The 26,007-nt window shown below is 38.6% G+C and carries 19 protein-coding genes and 1 other annotated feature; all 19 genes read right to left on the bottom strand.

Annotation, left to right across the window (positions count from 1 at the left end; translation table 11 throughout):
• Entirely contained in the window at positions 1-747 is a 747-nt protein-coding gene (locus tag BSO02S_RS18720) for a hypothetical protein (protein ID WP_066070932.1), read from the bottom strand.
• A 292-nt stretch (positions 748-1,039) separates the two neighbouring features.
• Positions 1,040-4,210, bottom strand: a complete 3,171-nt coding sequence (locus BSO02S_RS18715) for an ATP-binding cassette domain-containing protein (protein ID WP_066070929.1) — start codon at positions 4,208-4,210, stop codon at positions 1,040-1,042.
• Between the two features lie 206 nt (positions 4,211-4,416).
• Complete coding sequence (locus tag BSO02S_RS18710) at positions 4,417-4,803, bottom strand: FxsA family protein (RefSeq protein ID WP_066070926.1); 387 nt, start codon at positions 4,801-4,803, stop codon at positions 4,417-4,419.
• Positions 4,804-5,360: 557 nt separating this feature from the next.
• Positions 5,361-5,975: a DUF6518 family protein gene (locus BSO02S_RS18705; protein ID WP_066070923.1), complete on the bottom strand. Its 615-nt coding sequence runs from the start codon at positions 5,973-5,975 to the stop codon at positions 5,361-5,363.
• A gap of 254 nt (positions 5,976-6,229) precedes the next feature.
• Entirely contained in the window at positions 6,230-7,864 is a 1,635-nt protein-coding gene (gene metG, locus BSO02S_RS18700; protein WP_066070920.1) for a methionine--tRNA ligase, read from the bottom strand.
• Between the two features lie 63 nt (positions 7,865-7,927).
• Positions 7,928-8,200: a binding site (T-box leader), on the bottom strand.
• Between the two features lie 125 nt (positions 8,201-8,325).
• Positions 8,326-9,483 (bottom strand): mannitol-1-phosphate 5-dehydrogenase, encoded by a 1,158-nt coding sequence (locus BSO02S_RS18695; protein WP_066070917.1) that lies wholly within the window; start codon positions 9,481-9,483, stop codon positions 8,326-8,328.
• Position 9,484: 1 nt separating this feature from the next.
• The gene (locus tag BSO02S_RS18690) at positions 9,485-9,922 is read right to left on the bottom strand and encodes a PTS mannitol transporter subunit IIA (protein ID WP_066070914.1); all 438 of its coding nucleotides are present in this window, start codon (positions 9,920-9,922) and stop codon (positions 9,485-9,487) included.
• A 2-nt stretch (positions 9,923-9,924) separates the two neighbouring features.
• Positions 9,925-12,048 (bottom strand): BglG family transcription antiterminator, encoded by a 2,124-nt coding sequence (locus BSO02S_RS18685; protein ID WP_066070912.1) that lies wholly within the window; start codon positions 12,046-12,048, stop codon positions 9,925-9,927.
• Positions 12,049-12,246: 198 nt separating this feature from the next.
• Entirely contained in the window at positions 12,247-13,665 is a 1,419-nt protein-coding gene (locus tag BSO02S_RS18680) for a PTS mannitol transporter subunit IIBC (RefSeq protein ID WP_066070909.1), read from the bottom strand.
• Between the two features lie 169 nt (positions 13,666-13,834).
• Positions 13,835-14,977, bottom strand: coding sequence for a mannitol-1-phosphate 5-dehydrogenase (locus BSO02S_RS18675; protein ID WP_066071022.1), 1,143 nt, complete (start codon positions 14,975-14,977; stop codon positions 13,835-13,837).
• A gap of 35 nt (positions 14,978-15,012) precedes the next feature.
• Positions 15,013-16,923 (bottom strand): PTS mannitol transporter subunit IICBA, encoded by a 1,911-nt coding sequence (locus tag BSO02S_RS18670; RefSeq protein WP_066070906.1) that lies wholly within the window; start codon positions 16,921-16,923, stop codon positions 15,013-15,015.
• Positions 16,924-17,589: 666 nt separating this feature from the next.
• Positions 17,590-18,927: a glucose-6-phosphate isomerase gene (locus BSO02S_RS18665; protein WP_066070904.1), complete on the bottom strand. Its 1,338-nt coding sequence runs from the start codon at positions 18,925-18,927 to the stop codon at positions 17,590-17,592.
• 92 nt (positions 18,928-19,019) lie between these two features.
• Complete coding sequence (gene fsa, locus BSO02S_RS18660) at positions 19,020-19,688, bottom strand: fructose-6-phosphate aldolase (protein ID WP_066070901.1); 669 nt, start codon at positions 19,686-19,688, stop codon at positions 19,020-19,022.
• Positions 19,689-19,731: 43 nt separating this feature from the next.
• Positions 19,732-20,625 (bottom strand): phosphogluconate dehydrogenase (NAD(+)-dependent, decarboxylating), encoded by an 894-nt coding sequence (gnd, locus tag BSO02S_RS18655; protein WP_066070898.1) that lies wholly within the window; start codon positions 20,623-20,625, stop codon positions 19,732-19,734.
• A gap of 31 nt (positions 20,626-20,656) precedes the next feature.
• On the bottom strand, positions 20,657-22,651 hold the full coding sequence (tkt, locus tag BSO02S_RS18650) for a transketolase (RefSeq protein ID WP_066070897.1): 1,995 nt from the start codon (positions 22,649-22,651) through the stop codon (positions 20,657-20,659).
• 27 nt (positions 22,652-22,678) lie between these two features.
• Positions 22,679-24,181: a glucose-6-phosphate dehydrogenase gene (gene zwf / locus BSO02S_RS18645; protein WP_066070894.1), complete on the bottom strand. Its 1,503-nt coding sequence runs from the start codon at positions 24,179-24,181 to the stop codon at positions 22,679-22,681.
• A gap of 54 nt (positions 24,182-24,235) precedes the next feature.
• On the bottom strand, positions 24,236-25,183 hold the full coding sequence (glpX, locus tag BSO02S_RS18640; RefSeq protein ID WP_066070891.1) for a class II fructose-bisphosphatase: 948 nt from the start codon (positions 25,181-25,183) through the stop codon (positions 24,236-24,238).
• 43 nt (positions 25,184-25,226) lie between these two features.
• The gene (locus tag BSO02S_RS18635) at positions 25,227-25,361 is read right to left on the bottom strand and encodes a BA3454 family stress response protein (RefSeq protein ID WP_066070888.1); all 135 of its coding nucleotides are present in this window, start codon (positions 25,359-25,361) and stop codon (positions 25,227-25,229) included.
• A gap of 299 nt (positions 25,362-25,660) precedes the next feature.
• Positions 25,661-25,981 (bottom strand): winged helix-turn-helix transcriptional regulator, encoded by a 321-nt coding sequence (locus tag BSO02S_RS18630; protein ID WP_066071020.1) that lies wholly within the window; start codon positions 25,979-25,981, stop codon positions 25,661-25,663.
• Positions 25,982-26,007: the final 26 nt, after the last annotated feature.

Genomic DNA, 26,007 nt, shown 5'->3' with positions numbered 1-26,007 from the left:
TTAGACACCGACCTTCTTTTCTAAAAACCTTGCCGACAAAAATAGGCTTACAACAATAATTAAAATCCCAGCACTTACTTCACCCGTGAAGATATTTTCTAAAGAAAATAACGGCATGGCATGATGATTTAGCTGTACAATTATGCCTTCACTATGAATCGGCAAGGCTCCCACTTGGAGTAAATCATAAAAATTCGAATAGATGATTACCGCAAGGACATAGCTGATTGGCATGACAAACATCGCTAAAGAGTGCGAATAGACCGTAACCGCATGTAAAAGAGTCCAAATTAGTAAAAATAAAAACTGCATAACAACCACTTTAAAAAGGGTAATTAGGAGGAGTATTCCATAGGGCATTAATAAGGAGAGAATGCTCCCGTTTTGATTGAAAACCTCACAGATCAATCCAACGACTGACAGAAAAATAATAAATACCGTACTGACAATAGACAAAAACAATACTTTTACATGCAAGAGGTTTCTTAGAGAAGCTTCAGTATAAAGCCAAATATGCCGATCCTTCATGTCCCGCTCAAGCATGATAAATAAGGGGATGACAACTAGAAATGGCCATACAACGATCCAACCATAAATGTACATCATTATAAAACTACTAATGGAAATGAGCTGACTCACAAAGCTAATCATTGTTAACCCTATTCCCAACAAAACAACAATGATAAAAGCCGTCATAACCTTTTCACGATTTCTTAGCCATTCCAAATATATTAATCCTTTGATCACTACATCCTCCTCCTTTATACAAGTGTATTACCTAAATGGTACACCAACACACACTCAATTACAAGACTTAATTTCAATATTAAGGAAATATTGTTATCAGCTTCCACAGAAATGGTTGGTAATGGTCAGCCTAAATTCAACCAGCCTATTTTTTATGTTGAATAATCCTTTTCAACATAAAAAATACCCCTTCAGATTGTTAAATCCAAAGGGGTGAAACCGTATCTTTGCCTTTTGCACTGACTGACAGCTAGCTCTTTACTAAAATATCACTTGTTTTAATCATTCAAGTTTAATTATTTTGCTCAAGGAATTGATAAATCGCCATCATTTCTTGTTTATTCAATTCACGAATACGATTGAAAATTGGAATATCTGCAACTGCCTCAAGATTTAAGCTTTCAGCCACAACATCCCTCACTTTGCCAGTTAGCCATGTTTTTACTTCAATGCCCTCGACGGTTTCCTTACGCCCTTCATCATTGATGCCACTTGCATAACAACTTACACATGGAATTGTTAATTTAAACACACCATCATGGAGATTATCTTCTGAAATTACTTTCTTCCCTTTACAAAATGGACAGGGATGACTCGCTTTAATCTTATTAATTTGGGTAACAATTTTTTTGTAACCAAACGCTTCATAGACATACGTTAGTTTTTTGTATTTTCCATTGGTGAAATACTTATCAATGATGGTTTCTCTCGTCTTAGTGATATTAGAAAAATCACAGATAGTAATCTGATTATTGATGCTGATGGATTCGATATTGCCTTTAATTCTGTCCCAGAATGGCAAGACATTTTGTAATACCATTTCAAAACCCATAAAGCTTGCTTGTTCCAATTCAAACATTTTCAGCGCGACCTGTGTTTCCCTAGGCAGCAGCGCGACATCTTCCGTCAAAGCCATATCTCCGCCAACAATCGATTTCAGTTTTTCCAGTTCCGGTAACTTTCCTACTGTTTTAATCACTTGATCAAGCGGCTGCCTGATAATCTCACGAATATCTGTGTCGCCAAATTTGAGCTTTTTATGATGATTTAGCACGGTTCCGTGACAAATTGGACAGCTAATCTTCTCTTTTGATGCTTTCATTTGTTCTTTAATAATCGATTTCGAAATGACTATATACATCCCAAGGATTTTATTAAAGCCCTCCCATGTCCTTCGCGTCTTGCCTGCTTTATCATAGAATGACTTTTCCCAATACCCGTATAAAAAGGTATGCTTCTCTGCTTCTGTCATCTCAGTATAACTTTTACTTATATCCTGACCGAGCTCATTCTTAATTTCATCAAAGATGAATTGTAGTTTCGGAAATTGATAGTATTTTAGAACCTCCATCACGTCTGGATGCAATAGGCCATCCCAGAATGGTGCTGTTTTATCTTGAATAACAATATCAAAATCGAATTTTTCAATTACCAAGCGGCCCGAGCAGCATGGACAATGATTGTCTTGAGAATAGAAATCGAAGCTTCTTGTATCTTTATTGGTTGGATGAGCAGCCACAATATGGTTGATCAAACCGCCAATCTCATAGAGAAAACTATATTGACTATACAAATGCCGTTCTAGGTCAATGGCGATGACGGGTGCAATGGTGTCTGATTCGTATTCACCGTAAATCAAACGGGCCATTGATGATAAGCTTTTTAAAATGCCACCCTTATAGATGTTTTCTGCATGTTTAAAATAGTCGATCTGATTTTCTTTTAAATAGGTAATACCCTTTTGCTGCTTGAGTGTGGAAGAAATAGGCAATGGAGCAACACTATAAGTACCGTTTTGTTCACGATAATAATCATCATGACTGACCACATCAAGATGCTCCACAGGTGCAAGCTGTCTTTTACCAAAATCAACGATAAAGTCAGAGTTTTCTAGCATATACGAATTATGTTCAATCATCATGATGCTGACGGATTCGTCTTTTAGTATTCCCCTTACACTATCAATAAATTGATTTAAAATATTTTGTGATAACCCTTTTGAAGGCTCGTCAAAAATAAACAGTGTATGGGGGGTTCTTGAGTTGGCAAACAGCTCCGAAACTAAATGAACACATTGAAATTCACCCGTCGATAAGGTTTGGGTTTTTCTTTCTAATGTCAAATAACCTAGTCCCAGTTTGATCAATAAGTTCAAGCGTTTATGAGCGATATCTTCATTTGGCAGTTCTTCAATAATATCTTCAATTGAACGCTCGAAAATATCATCAATATCTTCACTATATTTTGTGAGTTTCTTTTTAATATCAAGAAACGTTGCAACGGTTGACCGACTGGTAATCGATTGGTTTCGGTCTTGCCCAACTATTACTAGTTTATCTTTTGGATATCGCTTCAGAAAATCTTTGGCGATACACTCATTGACAAGTGTAGATTTACCACATCCAGACTCACCCGTAAATGTTATAAGTCTATTTTTGGGAATCTGTATTTCAGCCATTTGAATATTACGACAGTAAAGATCATGAAATTGATAGTATTCTGTTGGCATTTTCTTATTTCGTTCCCAGGTAATCGGTTTTGGACGTGGGGATTCTTCCACAATTTTTCCGCCATATTTCCCACTGCCAGGTCCAAAGAACAAGTGATCATCCGCTGTGTCGAGTACCGTGTCCGAATGATCAATGAGCCAAATTTGATTCTTATAGCCTAATTGTTTAATCTGTTCTAAAATTTTCAATAGTGTTTGGTGATCAAGACCCACGGAGATTTCATCAATAATAATAACGGTATTATCACTTGCTGCCATGAATTCAGCCAAGTAAAGCCGTGTTAATTCTCCACCTGACAACGTACCCATAATTCGATTTAATGTTAAGTAACCAATATTCATATTGATAATATTTTTAAGAACATGTTGTTTCGCTTCACTAATATGTAATTCTTCTGCAAGGGAAAGAATCGACTCTATGCTTAAGTTGTTGATATCGGAAATACTATGTGGTTGATCCCATAATTCTATTCTTTTTTGCTCAACTTCCGGACTATAGCGTCTGCCTTCACATTTTTTACATTCGACATTTTTGGTCGTACCACGTCCTTTACACTCAGAACACCAGCCTAATGCATTATTAAAGGAAAAAACTTCTGGAGAAAGATTAAATTTTTCTGCAAGACTAACACGAATCTCTGTAAACACGCCCGTATGGGTACCAATTGTTGAACGTGGATTAGAAGAAATGGATGATCTTCCGAGAAAAAGTACTAAAGGCATCTCTTCCATCTTGATAGCACTGAAATTGGTTTCCATAATATTTGGAAATAAATACTGATAATCAGCCTTTGGCAATAAGGAAACGAGACGCTTCTTGGATTCCTCCCCAATGGTTTGACAAAAAGTGGTTTTTCCAGATCCAGACAAGCCAGCAATTCCGAGCGTCTGATCTTCCGGCAAGACGGCTTCTAAACGGTTAATATTGTTGGCAATTAATTGATTTATTTTCATAGTAATCTCCTCCCCATTCTCTATATCTAGTATTGCCATGTTAGCACAACTTCAAATGAATTTGTCATGTGTTTTCATCAATATTTGTACTAAAAAAGCAAACGGCTCAGTCCCCCGTTGTGTTAAAGCGGCGGGGGACTGAGCATAAAATTCAAAGCATGAAAAAAAAAACGTCAGCTCCTATTTTTTTGAAGATTGACGTTTTTTCATTTTATTATTTTTATGTTACCTTTTTGAATTTTTTTCCGAAGGGAATTAATCATTAGAAATTTACATACACGTCTTGTTGGCGGGAACAGCATCAAAAAGCCGCTAATGTCAGTAATGAATCCCGGTGTCAGCAGGAGGATTCCACCCATTACTATACATACTCCATCCAAAACAGCTTCACCTGGTATTTGACCATTTCGCAGCTGCTCCTGGGCCTTCCGTATTGTTTGCAGGCCCTCTCTTTTTGCTAAATACGCACCAATGACGCCAGTCAATAGAATAAGTAATAATGTTGGCCAAACGCCAATCGTATTTCCGGAAATGAGAAGCAGTCCTATTTCTGCGGCGGGAATAGCAATAATCAAGAGAAATAAATAACGCATTAAGGGTCTCCTTCCAAACGGTTTAATTTCATTATACAGGTTGGATAGTTTATTTGACCATTCTAGAGATCTTCCTTTTTACTCCATCTGCATTTCAACAAATTTCTTAACGGTTTTATTAAGAGAAGCCCCTTATTTCAAGGATTTCTAAGTTTTTAATCAAACGATTAGTTAACTTTTAAAAAACTAATTAAATGTTTGATTGAAATCATATCGAGGCCTTATAAATAAAGGTTTTGATGTTTAAAATCGGATAGAATTCTGTCGAAAATAAGGTCCTCCATTATACTTTAATATATAAACTATGACGAAAAACGGGTCTTTTTCGCTCATATTACACACTTCGACAATCCTACCCAAATTTCTGTATTAACTAACCGCTTAATTAAATCTGGCCTACATCCTTCCGACGTTTAGCTTTTTCCTGGGAAATTGATAAAAACAATGTCGAAAACTGCTCGACCTTTTTTTCAATTCCTTGAAAGACGTTAAATGCTAAAAGGAAAAATTACATATGGACCAAAAAGCCAAGAGACAGCTGTAAAATGTGGCTTTTTTTATCCCGGCAGATAATAGAGGAAGCCTATTCGTTCAATTAAGAAAAACAACACAGCCAAAATAGGTAACATCCGTAAGCGCTGAAAACTATTTGCAGGTAAAATACAAAATAGCAAAACGGCTGAGAATAAATCAAATCCTCTGGAGATGGAAAAAGTATAGATAAAACTATATCCTTCCACCATGAGCAGACCGATAGGTAAGGACGCACAAAGCGCTGCTCTCCATCCATTTCCCTTGGCGTACCAAACTACATAACCAGCTATCGGCGAAAGAAGGACAATACTGCCCCAAGCGATAAAATAATTCCTAGGGAAAAATCCAAACAGCACAGCGGAATAGACATAATAAACAATAAGCATAGCGAATAGAAAGACGAAAGTGTGTAATGCTGCTGCCTTAGGTGAGCGGCTCCGAACGGCAATGAACGTTGTTACGACAATCCAAAATCCCAGATAGGTACCGATTAGTCCTACAACTGAACCATCTGTGTACTTAGCCAAGAAACCCAATAAAGCCCCTAACATAAATACACCCAATACTCTTACTACTCTCTGATATAGCGGGGGTACTTTATTCGATTGTGCCCTGATATAAACCAGTTTTTCCTTCATTCAAATCACCAATGACTTTAGATTTTTCCCCTCTTATTACCTATAACACCCCATGCCAAAATGCCAGTTACTATATTTATGGCATTAAAAGATAAATTAAAGTTAAGGTCCATTCTCACTCCCCCTGTTTTTGATAATTCTCCTTAACTTAATAAATATCCTGCCATTAGATGAACTGGTTACTTAAAACGATGAATCACGATGTGGTACTAGCTTTAGTAAGTCTGCACTATTGTGATAGTTAAAAATATATTTTATAAAGTTTGACTGGCCAACCTTTCAAGTTCTTCGTTTATTTTCACAGGATCTATCCTTTCAAACAATGGTTCTACATTCGTTAAACATTGTGAATTAACCGCAAATGATTTCCACTTTGTCTCCGATGTATTTAACATTTTTTTAACCCTTTCACTTGAAAAAGGCAGAAACGGAGTCAAGATATGTGCTAAATTGGCAATTAAATAGGCACTATTTGCGAGAGTTTGTTTGCAGGACTCCGCATCTTCATGTATCTGTTTCCATGGTTGCTGTTCATCAAAATACTTATTCGCGAACCGGACCAACTTGAATACCTTTTCCAATCCTTGTTTGAAAGACGCATTTTCAATACAGCGCCCCACCTCCTCAAACAAATGATTGACTTTGTCTTGAATAGGAGAAGAAATGACCTTATCAGGAATAACACCATCAAACGATTTTTCAATAAATTTCAACGTCCGATTTACTAAGTTTCCATATGCCCCCAATAACTCACCATTATGACTGTAAATGAATTCTTTCCAAGAGAAATCAGCATCACGGCTTTCAGGTGCATTGATGGTTAAAAAATATCGGATGGAGTCAGGGTGATATCTTTCCAACATATCTGGAACCCAAACTGCCCAGTTTCTACTTGTGGACAATTTTTTCGTTTCTAGGGTCAGGTACTCGTTGGAAACAATATGTGTTGGCAATGGTTCCTTTCCAAGACCGGCTAGAATCCCTGCCCATATTATCGAATGGAACGGGATATTATCTTTCCCATGCACGTAATAAGATACAGCGGCAGAATTCCAAAACGTGGAGTCATCGTTGTTTGTTTCTTTTGCCCATAGCTTGCTTGCTGTATAGTATCCCGAAACGGCTTCAATCCAGACGTAGACTTTCTTTTCTTCATAGCCAGCAACCGGGACACTTACCCCAATTGGCAAATCCCTTGAAACCGCTCGATCTTGTAAACCTTCCTTTAAGTATCGTTTGGTTAAAGAAATGGCATTTTCCCTCCAAAGATTCTTATTTTCCGCATCTTGTGTATAGTTTTCCAAAGTAGTTTGGAAGGAACTTAAAGAAAAGTAAAAATGCTCTGTTTTTCTTGTTGTGGGTGGATTTCCGCAAATTTTACATTTTCTATTTAGTAATTCAAGCGGTTCTAAAACAGTTGAACATAAATCGCATTGATCTCCCCGTGCATTACCACCACAATTAGGGCAAATACCCTCTACATAACGGTCAGGTAAAAATTGCTGATCAAATTCACAATAGGTTTGTTCAATTTCTCTTTTATAAATAAATCCTTTTTCAAGTAATTCTAAAAATATCTCTTGTACGATTTTATGATGGTGATCCGTATCCGTCCGTGTATAGGTATCATAGGAGAATCCTAATCTTGAAAAACAATCGACAAATTCCTCGTGATAAAGGTCTGCAATCTCTTTCGGCGATACCCCTTCTAGTTTTGCCCTAATTGTAATTGGGGTTCCATTACAATCGCTGCCTGATACATATAAAACCTTTTCCCCTTTTAATCGGTAATACCTAGCCAGAATATCTCCAGGCAACAAACTTGAAACATGACCTAGATGTAAGGAGCCGTTAGCATAAGCCCATGCCCCGCCAATAAAAATACTCATAATTAAAAACCTCCAATATAAAATTAATTTTAAAAACAAAAAAACCTCGCCTTAACTGTAATAGTTAAGGACGAGGTTTGAATTTCCACGTGATACCACCTTATTTCGCAAATGGTTCACACCATTTGTCTCGACAAGTACGGAGTAATACCTACTCTTATACTGTGACTTTGATAACGAGTGCCAATGCTCGCCGCAGCCTACTAATACTAACAAGTACGTTCAGTACGAAGCTCAGAGACCATTGTTCAAATGAGTGTTTTTGCTTCTTTTCAGCTACCGAAGCTCTCTGTATAAAAACAAAGTCATTTTACTTTTTCTCTTCATTGCCTTTATTCGATAATTAACAATATTCTATTCAATAATTTTCCGAAAGTCAATGGAGAACTAAAAGAGCTTTAATTTAAAGGGTCAGTCCGCCGCCGCTTTAACCTAGAGAGGGGCTGACCTCAGGGATAACATTACCTATTTAACTTTAATTGATTGTATTGCTCCACAATGCCTTTCAACAAAGACGATGTTGAATCCAGTTGTGTAAACTTCTTAATCGCGGCTTCTAAGCCTTTTTCATTGATGGTAGTTTGGATTTGAACCGCTTCCTCATCCCCTTGAAAATCATACATCAGAGCAGCAGCAATTCCCTTCAAAAGATATTCCGGCTCTTTTCCTGTTACTTCTTCGTATTGTCTTGCAGGACTGACAAGGCGGTCGTTTGGCCCAAGCTTGCGAATCGGTGACCGCCCTACCCTGGTAACTTCATCAACAATATAAGAATTAGAGAAACGTCCGATAATCTTTTGAATGTATTTGTTATGTTCTTCTTCGTTAAACCCATATTTTTTTACTAAAAATCCTCCGCTTTCCTTAAGAGACCCCTCAACCAAGCCGTGAATTTGCTGATTCTCCATTGCTTGATTAATCGTTTCGATCCCAAAGTAATAGCCAAAATAGGCAGCCAGTGCATGCCCTGTATTGACCGTGAATAGCTTCCGTTCAATATATGGCACCAAATCTTGAACAAACGTGATCCCCTTAATAGAAGGTTTTCCCCCGACAAACTTCGGCTCCTCTACCACCCATTCATAAAACGGTTCAACCTTCACCATGAGTTGATCTTCATTCACTTGATTCGGTACAATTCGGTCGACTGCTGAATCCGGAAAGCCAAAGCGCTTGTCAAATTGTGACTTTTCATCAGCCGTTAATTTTTCAAAAATCTTCTCTTTTAATAGTGAACTTCCGCCAATCATATTTTCACAAGCAATAATATTGAGAGGCTGATCTGTTTGTTCCACACGTTTGCGAAGACCGTCTGCAATTAACCCTGCAATGAGCGGGAGAATATTCGGACCAATCGCAGTGGTTACTAGATCTGCTTCGGCGATTGCCGCTATCACTTGTTCCGGGTATGAGGCACTATTGATTGCTCTCACATTTTTAATAACAACTTCCTCTTGGGCCGGGTCAGCAAGCACCACACGGTATTCGCCTTTTTCATTTAGTAAACGGACAATTTCATCATTGACATCGACAAAGCAAGTTTCATACCCGGAATGATACAATAAATTCCCGATAAACCCGCGGCCGATATTTCCCGCACCAAAGTGAACAGCTAACATCTTAGTTCACCTCTTCAAAAATGGCCAAAATTTCTTCTGCTGATTTTGCGGAAACAAGCTTCTCGATATTTTCTTCCTCTGAACAAACGATTGCAATCTTAGAAAGAATATCTAAGTGTTCATTATTTTTACCAGCGATCCCAATTAGCAGCTTGACAATATTTCCGGCACCAAAGTCCACGCCTTGCGGTACTTGAATAAAGGAAATTCCGGATTCCTTTACAAAGGACTTCGAATCCTCCGTACCATGTGGAATCGCTACAAAATTCCCCATGTAAGTTGAGGTTAATTGTTCTCTTTCAAGCATTTTTCCGATATAACTTGCGTCCACATATCCTTTTTCTACAAGAATACTTCCCGTTAATTTAATCGCTTCTTCTTTAGAGGCAACAGATGCATTTAATAGAATATTTTCTTTTGCCAAAATGGACTTTGTCATGATCAAACACTCCTTAATACTTTTAATTTATCGTTAAAAAATTGATCCAATCTTCCAGAAAGCAAACCAGCTATCCTCTCATAGTTAGCTGATTGAAAAACGGTCATTGTTTCTTCACTTTCGATTAACAATGAACTTAAAAAACTCAATACTTCTAATGTCTTTTCCGATGTGTGTGCAGGTGATAGCAGTAATAATAACAACTTCATTTCCATTTCATTATCATCCATACCAACAACCTTTTGTGGTGTTTGCAGGACCGTGATACCGAAAATGGGCTCCTTCACATGTGATGAACGTGCATGGAATAAGGCCATCCCCGTTCCTGGAATACCGATTCCCCCAAGTTTTTCTCTTTCAAGGATTTTCTGAACAACCGCTTCAACATCGTCAATTCTTTGTTCTTGATAAAGCCTTAGACAGGCTTGGGCAAGGATTTCATCTGTTATGTTGTACCCGCTTATTTCGTTTACTTTGAACCCCTTGAGTAGTGCCGCAATGGTTCCGGCATAGTCCCGGATCTGCTGCATTTCCTCTATTAATTCAGCTGACCGCTTTTTGCTCGTATTTCCATTAAGCGTAACAGGGAGCTGTTTCTCGGAACTGTTCACAATCTTATATTCATTGATAAAAGAACGAATCTTCTCAATCTCATCCTTATTTAAAAAGGGATTTACCACAATATAAGTAGATTCGTAATCAGGAATAGGGATCGTTGAAAGCACTAGCTGATAAGGGTCTTTATTCATTTTTTTAAATTCCATTACCGATACATTTTGAATGTGCCTCAGCTCGGGGAACTCTTTTTGCAACCTTGTTGCCAGCATCTTAGAAGTCCCGATTCCACTAGAGCAAACGACAAGCGTTCTAAAGTTAACAAGCTCACCGCTGCCCATTATTGCTGCCCCAAAATGCATGACGAGATATCCTATTTCCTCATCAGGAACATAAAAATCACGAAAGACCTGCTGGGCTGCTTGTTTGATAATGGCAAACAAATCGGAGTAATCCCTTTTTATTTTTTCTAACAGCGGGTTACTAATCCCCATCTTTTGTTTCATTCGATAGATAGCAGGCTTTAAATGCATGACAAGCCCTTCAAATAAGGGGCGATTTGCCGATAAGTCCATTCCTACTAATTCTCCAGCATCATCAATCATCTTTCTTGTTTTAATGGCAACATGTAAGCTGGTATCCTCATTTAGATATTCATAATCATGTCTTAGTTTCGCACCCTTAAGATGCATCGTGATATAGGCTACCTCGGCTAGCGGTATGTTAATTGTAAAAACATGCTCTAATTGGGCCACAATTTTTTCCGCAAATTTATGCTCTTTCGTTTCCTTTTGAACTTCCAAATACGATGGATTAATGGTAATCCCTTCACCTTTTTGGATTCGTTCCACTGCCAGTGCTAAATGAACAACTAACCCAATATAAGCGCTGTCCGCCATAGAAAATGGTAATTCCTGAACAATCGAGCTCACGATTTTTTCAACAATAACAAGCTTTTTTCTTTCAACCAGTCCCATAAGCCTTTCAGAAATGGTATGAATTTGCTGAGTTGACCGCTTTTGAATATTTTCGCGAGTCAATGAGAGAATTTCAGATTCATCAAGATATTCAGAGATTAGGTTACTCATCGCCCTGCGTTTAGCGCCTTCCTCTCCTTCGATTTCAACGCCGTAGCCTCTTCTTCGAATGAGGGTTAATCCAATGGCTTGCAATCTCTCTTCGAGTTTAGTTAAATCGGAACTTACTGTGGCAATCGTGACATTTAAATCATTGGCAAGACCAAGAAGCTTTACTGGTTCATTTGTTTCCAATAGCTCACATAAAATAATCGTTTGTCGTTCATCCGCTGTGTATTCTGTATGGGAAAGATTAAATAAATATAGTTCAATTTCCTGGATTTTGTTAGGGTCCCCTGTGATTTGGACGCCAACTCCAGACTTTTTTTGTAATGATAGATCATATTCCCCTAGAATATCTTCTACATTTTTTAAATCGCGGTGGATTGTTCTTCCGCTAACACCAATTTGATTTGCAAGGTCTTTCACGGTCGTTTCATCCGTATTCTTTAATAAGATTTCAAGGATTTGCCTTTCTCTTGCGGAAATATACATATTTCACACTCCTTAAAGTTGACCGTCAGCCTTTACACCTATGATGTTGCCAAAATTATAATTTCATACTGACAATATTATTCTATTCCTGTCTATCCCTTTATACAATGGCATCCATTTACGATTTAGTCCATTGCATTGTTGACATTTTTAAAATAAACAAAAGCCTAGCACATCGTATCTAGGCTTTTTGTGAGATTATTTCTTTAAACTATTTACTAGTTCATCATACTTAGGACTATTTAAAAAGTTTTCTACCGAAATGTGCTTTACGTTTGGAAGCTTTGCTTTTGCTCGGTCCGTTAAATCTTTATGAGTAACTACTACATCAGCGTCGGCTGGTAAATTATTAATTGCCGTGTTAGTGACCGTTACATCTAAACCAGCCTTTTGCACTTTATTTCTTAAAATTGAGGCACCCATCGCGCTTGAACCCATTCCAGCATCACAAGCAAACACAATTTTATTTACATATTCCGGAGCAATTGAATCTTGTGTGCTTGTTAATACGGATGAAACAGAGCTTTTCTTGCCTTTCATTTCTTCCATCTTTGCTGCGGCGGTGGATAAGTCTTCCTCTTTTTCCTTGCTTGTTTTTAGAATCAATGATGCAACTGCAAACGATACTGCCGTTGCAACGATTACACCAGCTAGTACTCCGAAATAACCGCCTTTAGGTGTCATTGCAAGTAGGGCAACGATACTGCCTGGTGATGGAGCGGCAACAAGTCCCGCATGAAGAATATTGAATGTGAATACACCACTTACGCCACCAGCCATCGCTGCGAAAATTAGCATTGGCTTCATTAAGATGTATGGAAAGTAAATTTCATGAATACCGCCCAAGAAGTGGATAATCACTGCGCCTGGAGCCGTTTGTTTTGCTGTTCCTTTACCAAATAACCAGAAAGCTAGTAAAATCCCTAACCCAGGGCCAGGATTTGTTTCTAATAAGAATAAAATGGATTTCCCAGTATCTTTCGCTTGTTCAATTCCTAATGGGCTTAGAATACCATGATTCATCGCATTATTCAGGAATAGCACTTTTCCAGGTTCAATAAAGATATTCGCAAATGGCAGGATATTATGATCAACGATATATTGAACACCTGAAGCTAATACTTTACTTAATGCTTCCACAACCGGTCCGACACCTTTAAAAGCTATTAGTGTCAACCCGCCCCCAAGAATTCCTGCAGAGAAGTTATTTACGAGCATTTCAAAGCCGGATTTTATTTTTCCTTCAACAAGCTTATCAAAGTACTTTATGACAACACCGCCAAGAGGTCCCATAATCATGGCCCCTAAGAACATCGGGATATCAGTTCCGACAATCACACCCATGGTAGCCGTCGCACCGACAACACCACCGCGAATATCGTAAACCATTCGACCGCCGGTAAAACCAATTAATAATGGCAATAGGAAAGTAATCATTGGGCCGACAAGCGTTGCGAAATCTTTATTAGGCAGCCAGCCAGTTGGAATGAATAATGCAGTGATTATCCCCCACGCAATAATAGCGCCAATATTCGGCATCACCATACCACTTAAAAAGCTGCCAAACTTCTGTATCTTTACTTTTGCATCTGATTTATCTTTTGCTGTTTCATTCATCTCTTTTCCCCCTTCAACATATTTGTTGAACTTTCTATACTTAGAATAAAGCGTTTTCAATACTCAATCAATTGTTACAAAACTTCATTTTGTCATAATGATTGTTGCCAACATTAAAGGGTCAGCCCCCGCCGCAAACGCAGCGAGGAACTGACCCTTTTCTTTTTCCTTATTTTTTAAGCAAATTATAATAGCTTATTACCTCTTTGGTTATATCGCTGTTTTCATCCAACCCGCTCACCTCTTTAAGAACAGCAGGCAGTCCATTTTCGTTAATCATCGCTTGCAGCTTTACTGCTTCTTCATCGCCTTGATAATCAAAAAGCAGGGCCGAAGCAATTGCCCTTGAAAGATTTGTGAATGGAAGTCCAGCCTTTTTTGCTTCAGACGCAGGACGTACAAGCCGATCATTGGGGCCAAGCTTACGAAGCGGTGAACGGCCTACCCTTGTCACGGCATCATTTAAATAAGCATTTTTAAAACGATTAATAATTTTTTCAATATATTGCTGATGCTCATCTTGATTTAAGTCATATTGTTTAATCAAATAGGCGCCGGTTTCGCCAAGAGTCGCCTGAACTTGTTTGACAATTTTTTCATCCGCTAATGTTTGATCAATCGTAGACTTGTTCTCCAGATAACCATGGTACGCAATGACGGCATGCCCTGTATTTACCGTAAACAGCTTTCGCTCAATAAATGGAGCGAGGTCAGCGACAATCTTCATCCCTTCCACTGGCGGAATGCTTTCACTTGTTTCCACAACCCATTCATAATAGGATTCAACCAGCACATCGAGTGAGCCTTGATTGTTTTGAATCGGCACAATTCGATCAACTGCAGAATTAAGGAAATAGACTTTTCCTGCTATCTGCTCCTTTGTTTCTTCATCCAAATGTTCGAAAATATATCCCTTTAATAAATCTGTCGCCGAAATTTGGTTTTCGCAGGCAATTACATATAACTTTTCATCGGTATTCTTTACTCTTTTGGTAATTCCCTTTGCCATTAACGGGGCAATATGCGGCAAAATATTGGGCCCAATGGCCGTTGTGAGATAGGATGCCTTGCCAATCGCATCTACCACCTCTTGTTCCTGTGTCATATTATTTAATCCCGAAACATTTCCAATCGTCATGCTTTCCTGTTGATCCGTCGCTAATTTTACTTGATATTGCTTTTCCTCATTTAACTGGTTAATAACTTGATCGGCGATATCAACAAAGGTGACATGATAGCCGGACTGTGAAAAAAGTGCTCCAATAAATCCCCTTCCAATGTTCCCTGCTCCAAAATGGACGGCTAGTTTCATTTTTATCATTCCTTCATTATTTTGTGTAAAGGTAATCATTGATTTTTATCATTTAAGATATCCATGATTTCTCTAGCCGATTTTGCTTCAACTAGTTTTTCAATATTGGCCATGTCTGAGCAAGTAACGGCGATTCCCGATAGGATTTCCAAATGCGTCCCATCTTTTCCAGCAATCCCGAAAATTAACCGTACCTTTTGGCCGTCAAAGTCGACTCCATTCGGAACTTGTAAAACGGTAAAACCAGAATTCAGGACATCCTTTTTCGCTTCTTCGGTTCCATGTGGAATCGCGACGTCATTCCCCATATAGGTAGATGTCATTTCATCACGGGCAATCATCGCATCAATATAGCTTTCCTTTACATATCCTGCCTTGACCAGTGCGCGGCCAGCGAAACGAATGGCCTCTTCTTTCGAGGCAAATTCTTGATTTAGGAAGATATTTTCTTCACGCAGCAAAGCATCATCTGTATGTGGGTCACCGCTTGGAACAACGGATTCTGCGTCTTCAACAATCTCCTGAAGTTCGGCCATTTCAGGATTTTTCAATCGATTAATTAACTGATCGTATTCTGGACTTGAAAGAAAATTATCAACCGAAATATGAAAGGCATTCGGCACCTGCTTCTGGGCTCTCGGTGTTAATTCTTCCTGCGTAATAACGATTTGGGCATCTGAAGGCAGGTTACTAATCGCTGTATTGGTTACAGCAATATTCATCCCTGCTTCCTTTACCTTTTTACGAAGAAGGGAAGCACCCATTGCACTTGAACCCATTCCGGCATCACAGGCAAAGATAATCTTGTTGACGATTTCCGGCATCGTGCTAGGATTAGCAGCAAAAACATTAGCAACAGAGCTTTTCTTGCCTTTCATCTCTTGCATTTTTCTTGCGGCCTCTTCAATGTCTTCCTCTTGATGCTTGCCCATCTTTAGAAAAAGCGATGAAAGAATAAACGAAACAATTCCAGCTACTAGGACACCAGCAATGTTGGCTAAATAGTTACTTGCATGCGGCGGGGTAACGGCCATAATGGCAATAATACTGCCCGGTGATGCGGGAGCTGATAATCCACCGCCTAACAGCATTAAGGTGAACACACCACTCACTCCGCCTGCGATGACGGCGAAGAATAACATCGGGCGCATTAATATATATGGAAAGTAAATTTCATGAATCCCGCCAAAAAACTGAATGATTGCGGCGCCCGGTGCTGATCTTTTCGCATTTCCTCTTCCAAAAATACAATAGGCCAAGAGGACACCGATACCAGGTCCCGGGTTAGCTTCAAGGAGAAACAGAATGGATTTCCCTGCTGTTTTCGCTTGCTCTAACCCAATTGGCGAAAGGACCCCATGATTAATGGCATTATTAAGGAACAATACCTTGGCAGGTTCGATGATGATACTTGTCAATGGCAGCAGTCCTGTGGCCAATAACCAGTCCACACCTTTAACGAGCCAGCCTGTAAACACTGTCACGGCGGGACCAATTGCTAAAAAGGCTAAAATAGCAAAGAATCCACCCAGGATTCCCGCCGAGAAATTGTTAACGAGCATTTCAAAACCAGCTTTGACTTTTCCTTCAATCAGCTGATCGAATTTTTTAATCACATAACCGCCGAGCGGTCCCATGATCATCGCACCGAGGAACATCGGGATATCTGATCCAACAATGACACCCATTGTCACAATCGCTCCAACGACACCACCGCGCTGATCGTACACAAGCTTACCGCCTGTATAACCAATCAAGAGCGGAAGCAAATAGCTGACCATCGGCCCGACCAATTTGCCAAGGTTTTCATTTGGAAAGAATCCGGTAGGAATAAATAGTGCAGTAATTAATCCCCATGCTATGAATGCAGCTATATTCGGTAAAACCATCGAACTTAGGAAGTTACCGAACTTCTGAACGGCTACTTTTATATTAGATTGAGCCATATGCTCTCATCCCTTCAATATTGTATTACCTTTTACATGGTAAAGTACGAACCCCCTTCATTCAATAAAGAGGAAAGCTAACTTCTTCATACTTAAGGCGACAAAATTAGTGTTTCTCAAAGAACAAGCGGTTATGCCTCCCCATCATTGCACATTATCTCAAATTTTTTAGCAGTTCTATGATAAGAATCCCCTTGTTTCAAGGAATACTACGTTTTCAATCAAACGTTTGGTTAGTTTTTAAAATACTAATCAATTGTTTGATTAATATCGGATCAATGGCTTATAAATAAAGGGTTTTATCCTTAAAATCGGATAAAATACTGTCGAAAATAAGACGCTTCTTTATATCTTTATGTGCAAACCGTGACGAAAAATAGGTCTTTTCCGCTCATATTACACTCTTCTACAGGTATACCCATATTTTCTTATTAACTAAACGTTTAATTGAATTTGGACTTAGCCCTTCTCCCGTTTGGTTTTTTCCCGGGAAATTGATTAAAATGATGTCGATAACCGCTCGACTTTTTTTCATAAAATACCCTTTCCTCAAAAAAGACAGAGACTACCAGGTGTTGAACCTGATGAAAACTAATAGAATACCCTTATAAGGAGCTGTCATTAACTAAGCTCACAAATAAGGGTATTTTTATACTTTATATATCATTATTTATTTAACCGTTTTAGCAAAACTTCTTTTTCCGATTCATAACCTGGCTTACCTAGTAACGCAAACATATTTTTCTTATATGCCTCAACACCAGGTTGGTCAAACGGGTTTACACCTAGCAAATGTCCACTTATAGCAGTAGCTTTTTCAAAGAAGTAAATCATTTCACCGAATGTAAATTCATTTAATTCATCCAATTCGACGACTAAATTTGGAACACCGCCGTCTACATGAGCCAACACAGTACCTTGGAAAGCCTTTTTATTGACTTCATCCATTGTTTTTCCAGCTAAAAAGTTCAAACCATCTATGTTATCTGGGTCTGCTTGAATGGTTAGCTCGATTTGCGGCTTTTTAACTTGAAGGACCGTTTCGAACAAATCACGTCGTCCCTCTTGCACATATTGTCCCATCGAGTGTAAGTCAGTTGAAAAATCAACAGAAGCAGGAAATAGCCCTTTTTGATCTTTCCCTTCACTCTCACCATTTAATTGTTTCCACCATTCTGATACATAATGAAGCGATGGTTCATAGTTTACTAAAAGTTCAATTGTTTTTCCTTTACGATATAGAGCATTACGTACGGCTGCGTATTGGTAACTTTCATTTGTGGAAAGCTCTGGGTTATAGTATTTTTTAGCAGCTGCCTTTGCTCCTTCCATCATTTTATCGATATCCAGACCAGCTGTCGCAATTGGTAAAAGACCTACTGCAGTTAAAATGGAATATCTTCCACCAACATCATCAGGAATCACAAATGTTTCATACCCTTCTGCATCAGCTAATTGTTTTAGTGCCCCTTTTGCTTTGTCAGTGGTAGCATAAATACGTTTTTTTGCTTCTTCTTTGCCGTATTTTTTCTCCAAATAGTCACGGAAAATGCGGAAAGCTACAGCCGGTTCGGTTGTTGTACCAGATTTAGAGATAACATTTACAGATATATCTTTACCCTCAAGCAGCTCTAGCAAATGGGTAATATATGTAGAGCTAATATTTTGACCAGCAAAATAGACTTGAGTTTTACCGCTCATTTGATTATGAAATGTATGCGAAAGCGCCTCAATTGCAGCTCTTGCTCCTAAGTATGAACCGCCGATTCCAATGACAATTAAAGCATCTGAATTACTGCGAATTCGTTCAGCAGCTTTTTTTATTCTAGAAAATTCTTCTTTATCATAGTTATTTGGTAAATCGACCCAGCCAAGAAAATCAGACCCAGGTCCTTTCTTTTCGTGAAGTCTATTATGGGCAACTTTCACGAATTCATCTAGGTAATCAACTTCGTTCTGATTCATAAATGATAAGGCGTTAGAGTAATCAAATGAAATAGTCATGGTAGAACCTCCCAAAAAAATTGTACGATTAAGAGCCATCAGCGATTAACTGATTGCTCTTTTATTAAATTTTTTCTCTGTCTAAAAGAAACTTAGTTTTTAGGTGCTTTTGCCCAATCCGCTGCAAATTTTTCGATCCCTTGGTCCGTTAATGGGTGTTTCGTTAGCTGCTCAATGACGCTATATGGAATGGTTGCGATGTGAGCACCTGCCATAGCTACACGCGTAACATGGTCTGGGTGGCGAACGGATGCAGCAATGATTTGCACATCTAAGTTATGAATACGGAATAATTCTGCGATTTTACTAACTAAAAGGACACCATCTTCAGAAATATCATCTAATCGGCCTAAGAATGGTGATACATATGCTGCACCTGCGCGAGCAGCTAATAGCGCTTGGTTCACCGTGAAGATAAGTGTCACATTGACCTTAACACCTTTTTTAGCAAGATAACGTGTAGTCTCTAATCCCGCAACATTCATAGGAACTTTAATGGTGATGTTTTTATCTCCACCGTTAATTTTAATCAGCTCATCAGCTTCTGCGATCATTTCTTCAGCTGTTACTGCGTTTGGAGTTACTTCTGCAGAAACAGATTCAACTTCTGGTACAGCTTGTAAAATTTCTGCGATACGATCTTCGAATTTAACGCCCTCTTTAGCAACTAATGATGGGTTGGTTGTTACACCAGATAAAACACCCATTTTATAGGCCTTTTGAATATCCTTTAGGTTAGCAGTGTCGATAAAAAATTTCATGATATATTCCTCCATTTTATATAGATTTAAATTATTGGTTTTTTTATTTCTTTTCTACAGCATGTCCGCCAAACTCGTTGCGAAGAGCAGCGACAACTTTCCCTGTGAACGTATCATTTTCTAATGAACGATTGCGCATCAACAAGGACATGGTGATAACAGGAGCTGCCACTTGAAGATCTAGTGCCGTTTCAACCGTCCACTTACCTTCACCAGAAGAATGCATAACACCTTTGATATCATCAAGTTTTCCATCTACTGAAAAAGCATGTTCTGTTAATTCCATTAACCATGAGCGGATAACAGAACCGTTATTCCATACTCTTGCTACTTTTTCATAGTCATAATCAAACTCACTTTTTTCTAATACTTCAAATCCTTCACCAATCGCTTGCATCATGCCATATTCTATTCCATTGTGAACCATTTTAAGGAAATGCCCTCCTCCTGCCTTACCTGTAAAAATATAGCCATTTTCTACAGCAGTATCACGGAAGATAGGTTCTACAACAGACCAAGCTTCAGCATCTCCGCCTACCATATAGTTCGCACCATTACGAGCACCAGACATCCCACCAGATGTCCCTGCATCCATATAGCTAACACCCATTTCTTTTAGTTGGTTATAACGGCGAATGGATTCTTTATAATGGGAATTCCCAGCTTCAATCACAATATCTCCTTTTTCCAACAACGGTGTAATTTCACTAAGAACTGAATCAACAACGGTATGTGGTACCATTATCCAAAGTACTCGTGGTTTATCTAATGATAAAAAAAGCTCATTTAGTTTTGTTGTACCTTTTGCACCATATTTTTGCATATCCTCTACAGCGTTTGGATTTAAATCATAGGCTACAACTTGATGTTTATGGTCAATTAAGTTTTTACCAAGATTTAATCCCATTTTTCCTAATCCAATTAATCCAACTTTCATTTTTCTTCCTCCTCATATTAAGATTCAACTTTTAAGAATTTAATAAATCTTTTGTAGTTTGAACAACGTTCTCAGTTGTAAACCCAAATAGCTCCATGACAGCCGCTCCAGTACCAGACGCACCGAATGTCTCAATAGAAATAATTTCCCCTTCTTGTCCTACATAGCGATCCCACCCAAGAGAGATACCCATTTCAATGGCCACCCGTTTTTTAATGGTTGCTGGCAGCACAAACTCTTTATATTCTTCAGATTGAGAATTGAAGAGTTCCCAGCTTGGCATCGCAACTACACGAACTGATACATGTTCTTTTTCAAGTTCAGTTTTTGCATTCGCGGCCAAGGCCACTTCAGAGCCAGTCGCGATTAAAATAACCTCTGGATTCCTATCCGTCTCGGTTAACACATAGGCACCTTTTGACAAGTTTTTAATATTTGCTTTCGTTTCTGCAAATACCGGTAAGTTTTGACGGCTAAGCACTAATGCTACCGGGCCCGCTGTGTTTTGAAGTGCATACGCCCACGCGCTTGCCGTTTCATTGGCATCCGATGGGCGTATGACTGTAAGACCAGGAATGGCTCGAAGGGCAGTCAATTGTTCAATCGGTTCATGTGTTGGTCCATCCTCACCTACAGCAATGGAATCATGTGTAAATACATAAGTCACGGGTAGTTTTTGTAGAGCTGCCAAACGAATCGATGGGCGTAAGTAATCATTAAACACAAAGAATGTACTTATAAACGGCTTCACTCCACCATGAAGCGCCATTCCGTTACCAGCCGCTCCCATTGCATGTTCACGAACACCAAAGTATACGTTTCTGCCTGCAAAAGATTCAACAGCAAAAGCCGCTTCCCCTTTAATATCAGTCATCGTGGAGTGAGATAGGTCTGCACTTCCTCCAAAAATAGCAGGAACCATTTTCAGAAAATGATTGATGGATTCACCACTAGCAACACGTGTTGAAACAGCTTTTTCAGGATTGAACGTTAAGATATCTTTTACATCGATCAAAACGTTTCCTTCAATTGCATCCTCAAGTTCCCTTGCAAGTTGAGGATACATTTCTTTATAGCCTTTGAACAATTCAGCCCATTTGTTCTCGGCTTGTATCCCATTTTGTTTCAATGCTACAAAGTGAACTTTTACTTCTTCTGGGACATAAAAATCTTCTTCGTAATCCCAGCCATACACCTTTTTCGTTTCTTTCGCTTCTTCAGCGCCAAGTGGATTACCATGTGCTTTATTCGTTCCAGCAACTTTAGGGCTGCCAAAACCAATAATCGTTCTTACTTCGATTAATGTTGGCTGCTCTTGATTTAATTTCGCTTCTTCAATAGCTTTTGTGATTTCTTCGACATTATTTCCATCTTCTACACGTAAATACTGCCAATGAGCAGATTCAGCTCTTTTTTTAATATCTTCAGAGAATGAAAGATTTAATTCCCCGTCTAAGGAAATATCGTTAGAATCATATAAGGCAATTAACTTACCTAGTTTCATATGGCCAGCCATGGACATAGCTTCATAAGAAATACCTTCTGATAAATCTCCATCTCCAACGATTGTGAAAGTATAGTGATCAACTACTGGGTATGCTTCTTTATTAAATTTCGCCGCTAAATGAGCTTCAGCCATCGCCATTCCTACAGCATTAGCAATCCCCTGTCCCAATGGGCCAGTTGTAACATCAACACCATCTGTATGACCAAATTCAGGGTGGCCAGGTGTTTTACTGTTTAATTTACGGAAGCTTTTCAAATCTTCAATGGTTACATCATAGCCAGCAAGGTGAAGCAAGCTATACAACATACTCGAGCCATGCCCAGCAGATAAAACGAAACGATCACGATTGAACCATTTTGAGTGGTTGGGATTATGTGACAAATGATTTGCCCAAAGCGCGTAGGCCATTGGAGCTGCCCCCATCGGTAAACCTGGATGGCCAGAATTTGCCCTGTTGATGGCATCAATTGATAATGTACGAATTGTATTCACAGCTAATGTTTCAATTGCTTTATTCATAAAATTTCCTTCCTCCTCGGAACTTTCTTATTGTGCTACTAATTCTTGAACGGGCTCACTTAAATCTTGTAACTTTTCATCATCCAGCCACCATTTGAATCCATCCTCCTCAAGCAATCGATGTGCTGCCGTAGGACCGTTGGTACCTGCTGGATATAAATGAAGGGGTAAGAGGTTTTCTTTAAAAGCCTCAAGAATAGGTTGTACCCACTGCCATGACAATTCTACTTCTTTCCAATGAGCAAAGAACGTGGAATCCCCACGAATAGCATCAAAAATCAATCGTTCATATGCTTCAGGTACTTCTTTTTGTTCATTTGAAAAACCAATCTTCACAGGTTCTATTTTTCCATTCTTAGGATTCCTGCTGTTTAGTTGTAAGGATACATTTTCATTAGGACCAATCTCTATCATCAAAAGATTTGATGCCACTTTATTTGCCCAGCCCTTTTGACCAGCATTTTTGAATTCAATAACAATCCGTGTAGATTTTTCAGCCATTCTTTTTCCTGTTCGAATATAGAATGGCACCCCTTGCCAAAATGGATTGTCAATCCAAAGTCTTGCTGCCACAAAGGTATCATTTTGGGAGGAAATATCAATTCCCGGTTCATTTCGATAACTTACAACTGGCCGCCCCAATATCTCGCCTGAACGATATTGACCACGAACAATATTTAAAATAACATCCTCTTTCTTTAATGGACGAACCGATTCAATTACTTTTATCTTTTCATTTCTGATTTCATTCTGGCTGATTTTCTTTGGCATATGCATAGCAGTCATCATCAAGATTTGCAGCATATGATTTTGAACCATATCACGAATGGCACCTGATTGATCATAATATCCGGCACGTTCTTCAACCCCAACCGTCTCACTAGCAGTAATTTGAACATTCGCAATATGCTGGTTGTTCAATAGAGTTTGAATGACGGGATTTAAAAATTGTAAATCCCCCAAATTTTGAATCATCGACTTACCCAGGTAATGGTCAATTCGATAGATTTCATCTTCTTCAAAAACGTTGCTTAATTTTGCATTTAGCTCCCGAGCTGACTCTATATCGCGTCCAAATGGTTTTTCGATAATAAGTCGTTTCCATCCTTTTGTAGAACCTAATCCACTTTCTTTAATATTTAAGGAAATGACATCAAAGAACGCTGGTCCGACGGATAGGTAGAACATCCGGTTTTCTGGAATATTTAGTTCACTTTCGCGTTGTTGAACAAGGTTTAGAAGCTTCCCATAGTCATCAACGTTTGTTGCATCTAGTTTCTGGTAACGAAATGCAGAAAGGAAAGCATCCATTTTGTCGCGGTCGTCCACAACACGTCTTGAAAATGTTTTGATTGATTGCTCGACATGATTTTGAAACTGACTATCGGACACTTCACTTCTACCAAGTCCAATAATTGAAATCGATTGAGGCATTTTTTGATCAAGATATAAATTATATAAGGCAGGAAATATTTTTCTCTTCGCTAAATCACCTGTTGCGCCAAATAAGACGAAAGTCATTCCACCCATATTCGTTCCTCCTCGCTACTACTTTTTTCAAATTATTTTCACTGTTATTTCTTTTTATTTCTTGTTTAAACCATGTTGTCCCTCGATAAACCGAACTGTCCCAGTTTTAGCACGGATAACCACAGAATGTGTTGTCCCAACATTCCCTTTATATTGGACACCTCTCAGAAGTTCACCATTTGTTACACCTGTTGCTACAAAATACGCATCATCACCTTTTACAATATCCTCCATTAGTAAAACTCTATTAAAGTCGTTAATTCCCATTTTCTTCAAACGGATTTTTTCCTCTTCTGTATGTGGAAGAAGTTTTCCTTGAAACTCCCCTCCTAAGCTTTTCAGTGCAGTGGCAGCCAATACACCTTCAGGGGCGCCCCCTGAACCAAGCATTATATCAACACCTGTATTTTCAAATGCAGTATTTATAGCAGCTGCCACATCACCGTCTTGCATAAGTTTAATTCTTGCTCCAGAATCACGAATTTCCTGAATCATTTTTTTATGTCGTTCTCGATCCAAAATAGCCACAACTAGGTCTTCAATATTTTTATTTTTTGCCTTTGCGACGGCTGTTAGATTGTCTATAACTGGTGCATTAATATCAATTTTCCCTGCAGATTCAGGACCTACAGCGATTTTCTCCATGTACATGTCTGGTGCATGTAATAGATTTCCATGCTCTGCCACTGCTATAGTAGCAAGTGCATTCCATGTTCCTGCAGCAACAATATTGGTTCCCTCTAATGGGTCAACAGCAATATCTACTTCAGGTCCATCCCCTATGCCTAGTTGTTCACCAATATATAACATAGGGGCCTCGTCCATCTCCCCTTCACCAATCACAACAGTACCTCTCATGTGAATGGAATTAAACATGTCTCTCATTGCTTGTGTTGCTGCTTCATCTGCTTCGTCTTTTTTCCCTCTACCCATCCATCGTCCAGCAGCTAAAGCCGCGGCTTCAGTGACTCGAACAAGTTCCATTGAAAAATTTCTGTCCATCTTATATTCTCCCTTCGTTATTAGATTTTTAATTTTCAACTATTTATTCACCCCATTGTTTTAAGACTTGATTTTCGGCAATACTCTTAATTTCTTTATTGGTTATACCTTTTTTAGCAATAACATTTGTTTTATAATTTTTCCCCTTAAATGAAACTGTAACCGTTACTTCAATCATGTCCTGCCTCTCCTTTCGACAACTTTTTAAATTTATTCCTATATCTGTTTACATTACCTTTAATTTAAAATTCTCGAATCCAAGATATTATTGAAAAAGAAAAGCCCCTATTGCCTTAACACTAAAATATCTTTAGTATTTTTGTTCCTAGGTAACTTTATGTAACCATAATAATACTTTTTTATTCGTTCGTCAAGATATTTGTGTCTAATTTGTGAACTGGTAAATCATTGAAGTTTTCACGGTGAAATCAACAAATAAAATATCCCAAAAGATTGTACTTTTGGGATTGCCTCGCTTTATTTGATTTTCATCCATTTCATTGCCCATTGACTAATAGGTCCAAGAATTTTCGCTAATTCATTACCTTTTTTTGTTAATAGGTATTCTGTTCTTACTGGCCTTTCAGGGATAACATGACGTAATACGATCCCATGCTCTTCCAATTCTTTCATTCTCTCCGTAAGGACTCGTTTACTTAAATCAGGGATCATCGCATTAATTTCACTAAAGCGTTTTGGCCCACTAAATAACACATACATAATCAGCCCTGTCCATCTCTTTCCAATTAATTCAAAAGATTTTTCAATCTCCGGACAAAGTTCTGCCTGTTCTTCTATCAAATATCTCACTCTCCTTTTTTATT

Source organism: Neobacillus soli NBRC 102451 (genome assembly GCF_001591665.1).
Classification (GTDB): domain Bacteria; phylum Bacillota; class Bacilli; order Bacillales; family Cytobacillaceae; genus Neobacillus; species Neobacillus soli.
Note: the sequence above shows the minus strand (reverse complement) of the source record. Positions and strands in the feature narration are given on the sequence as shown.

What these genes read in the sequence shown, in the direction of transcription:
- BSO02S_RS18715 (WP_066070929.1), bottom strand. Translation starts at nt 4,210, where the DNA reads ATGAAAATAAATCAATTAATTGCCAACAATATTAACCGTTTAGAAGCC.
- BSO02S_RS18710 (WP_066070926.1), bottom strand. Translation starts at nt 4,803, where the DNA reads ATGCGTTATTTATTTCTCTTGATTATTGCTATTCCCGCCGCAGAAATA.
- BSO02S_RS18705 (WP_066070923.1), bottom strand. Translation starts at nt 5,975, where the DNA reads ATGAAGGAAAAACTGGTTTATATCAGGGCACAATCGAATAAAGTACCC.
- metG (WP_066070920.1), bottom strand. Translation starts at nt 7,864, where the DNA reads ATGAGTATTTTTATTGGCGGGGCATGGGCTTATGCTAACGGCTCCTTA.
- BSO02S_RS18695 (WP_066070917.1), bottom strand. Translation starts at nt 9,483, where the DNA reads ATGTTAGCTGTTCACTTTGGTGCGGGAAATATCGGCCGCGGGTTTATC.
- BSO02S_RS18690 (WP_066070914.1), bottom strand. Translation starts at nt 9,922, where the DNA reads ATGACAAAGTCCATTTTGGCAAAAGAAAATATTCTATTAAATGCATCT.
- BSO02S_RS18685 (WP_066070912.1), bottom strand. Translation starts at nt 12,048, where the DNA reads ATGTATATTTCCGCAAGAGAAAGGCAAATCCTTGAAATCTTATTAAAG.
- BSO02S_RS18680 (WP_066070909.1), bottom strand. Translation starts at nt 13,665, where the DNA reads ATGAATGAAACAGCAAAAGATAAATCAGATGCAAAAGTAAAGATACAG.
- BSO02S_RS18675 (WP_066071022.1), bottom strand. Translation starts at nt 14,977, where the DNA reads ATGAAACTAGCCGTCCATTTTGGAGCAGGGAACATTGGAAGGGGATTT.
- BSO02S_RS18670 (WP_066070906.1), bottom strand. Translation starts at nt 16,923, where the DNA reads ATGGCTCAATCTAATATAAAAGTAGCCGTTCAGAAGTTCGGTAACTTC.
- BSO02S_RS18665 (WP_066070904.1), bottom strand. Translation starts at nt 18,927, where the DNA reads ATGACTATTTCATTTGATTACTCTAACGCCTTATCATTTATGAATCAG.
- fsa (WP_066070901.1), bottom strand. Translation starts at nt 19,688, where the DNA reads ATGAAATTTTTTATCGACACTGCTAACCTAAAGGATATTCAAAAGGCC.
- gnd (WP_066070898.1), bottom strand. Translation starts at nt 20,625, where the DNA reads ATGAAAGTTGGATTAATTGGATTAGGAAAAATGGGATTAAATCTTGGT.
- tkt (WP_066070897.1), bottom strand. Translation starts at nt 22,651, where the DNA reads ATGAATAAAGCAATTGAAACATTAGCTGTGAATACAATTCGTACATTA.
- zwf (WP_066070894.1), bottom strand. Translation starts at nt 24,181, where the DNA reads ATGGGTGGAATGACTTTCGTCTTATTTGGCGCAACAGGTGATTTAGCG.
- glpX (WP_066070891.1), bottom strand. Translation starts at nt 25,183, where the DNA reads ATGGACAGAAATTTTTCAATGGAACTTGTTCGAGTCACTGAAGCCGCG.
- BSO02S_RS18635 (WP_066070888.1), bottom strand. Translation starts at nt 25,361, where the DNA reads ATGATTGAAGTAACGGTTACAGTTTCATTTAAGGGGAAAAATTATAAA.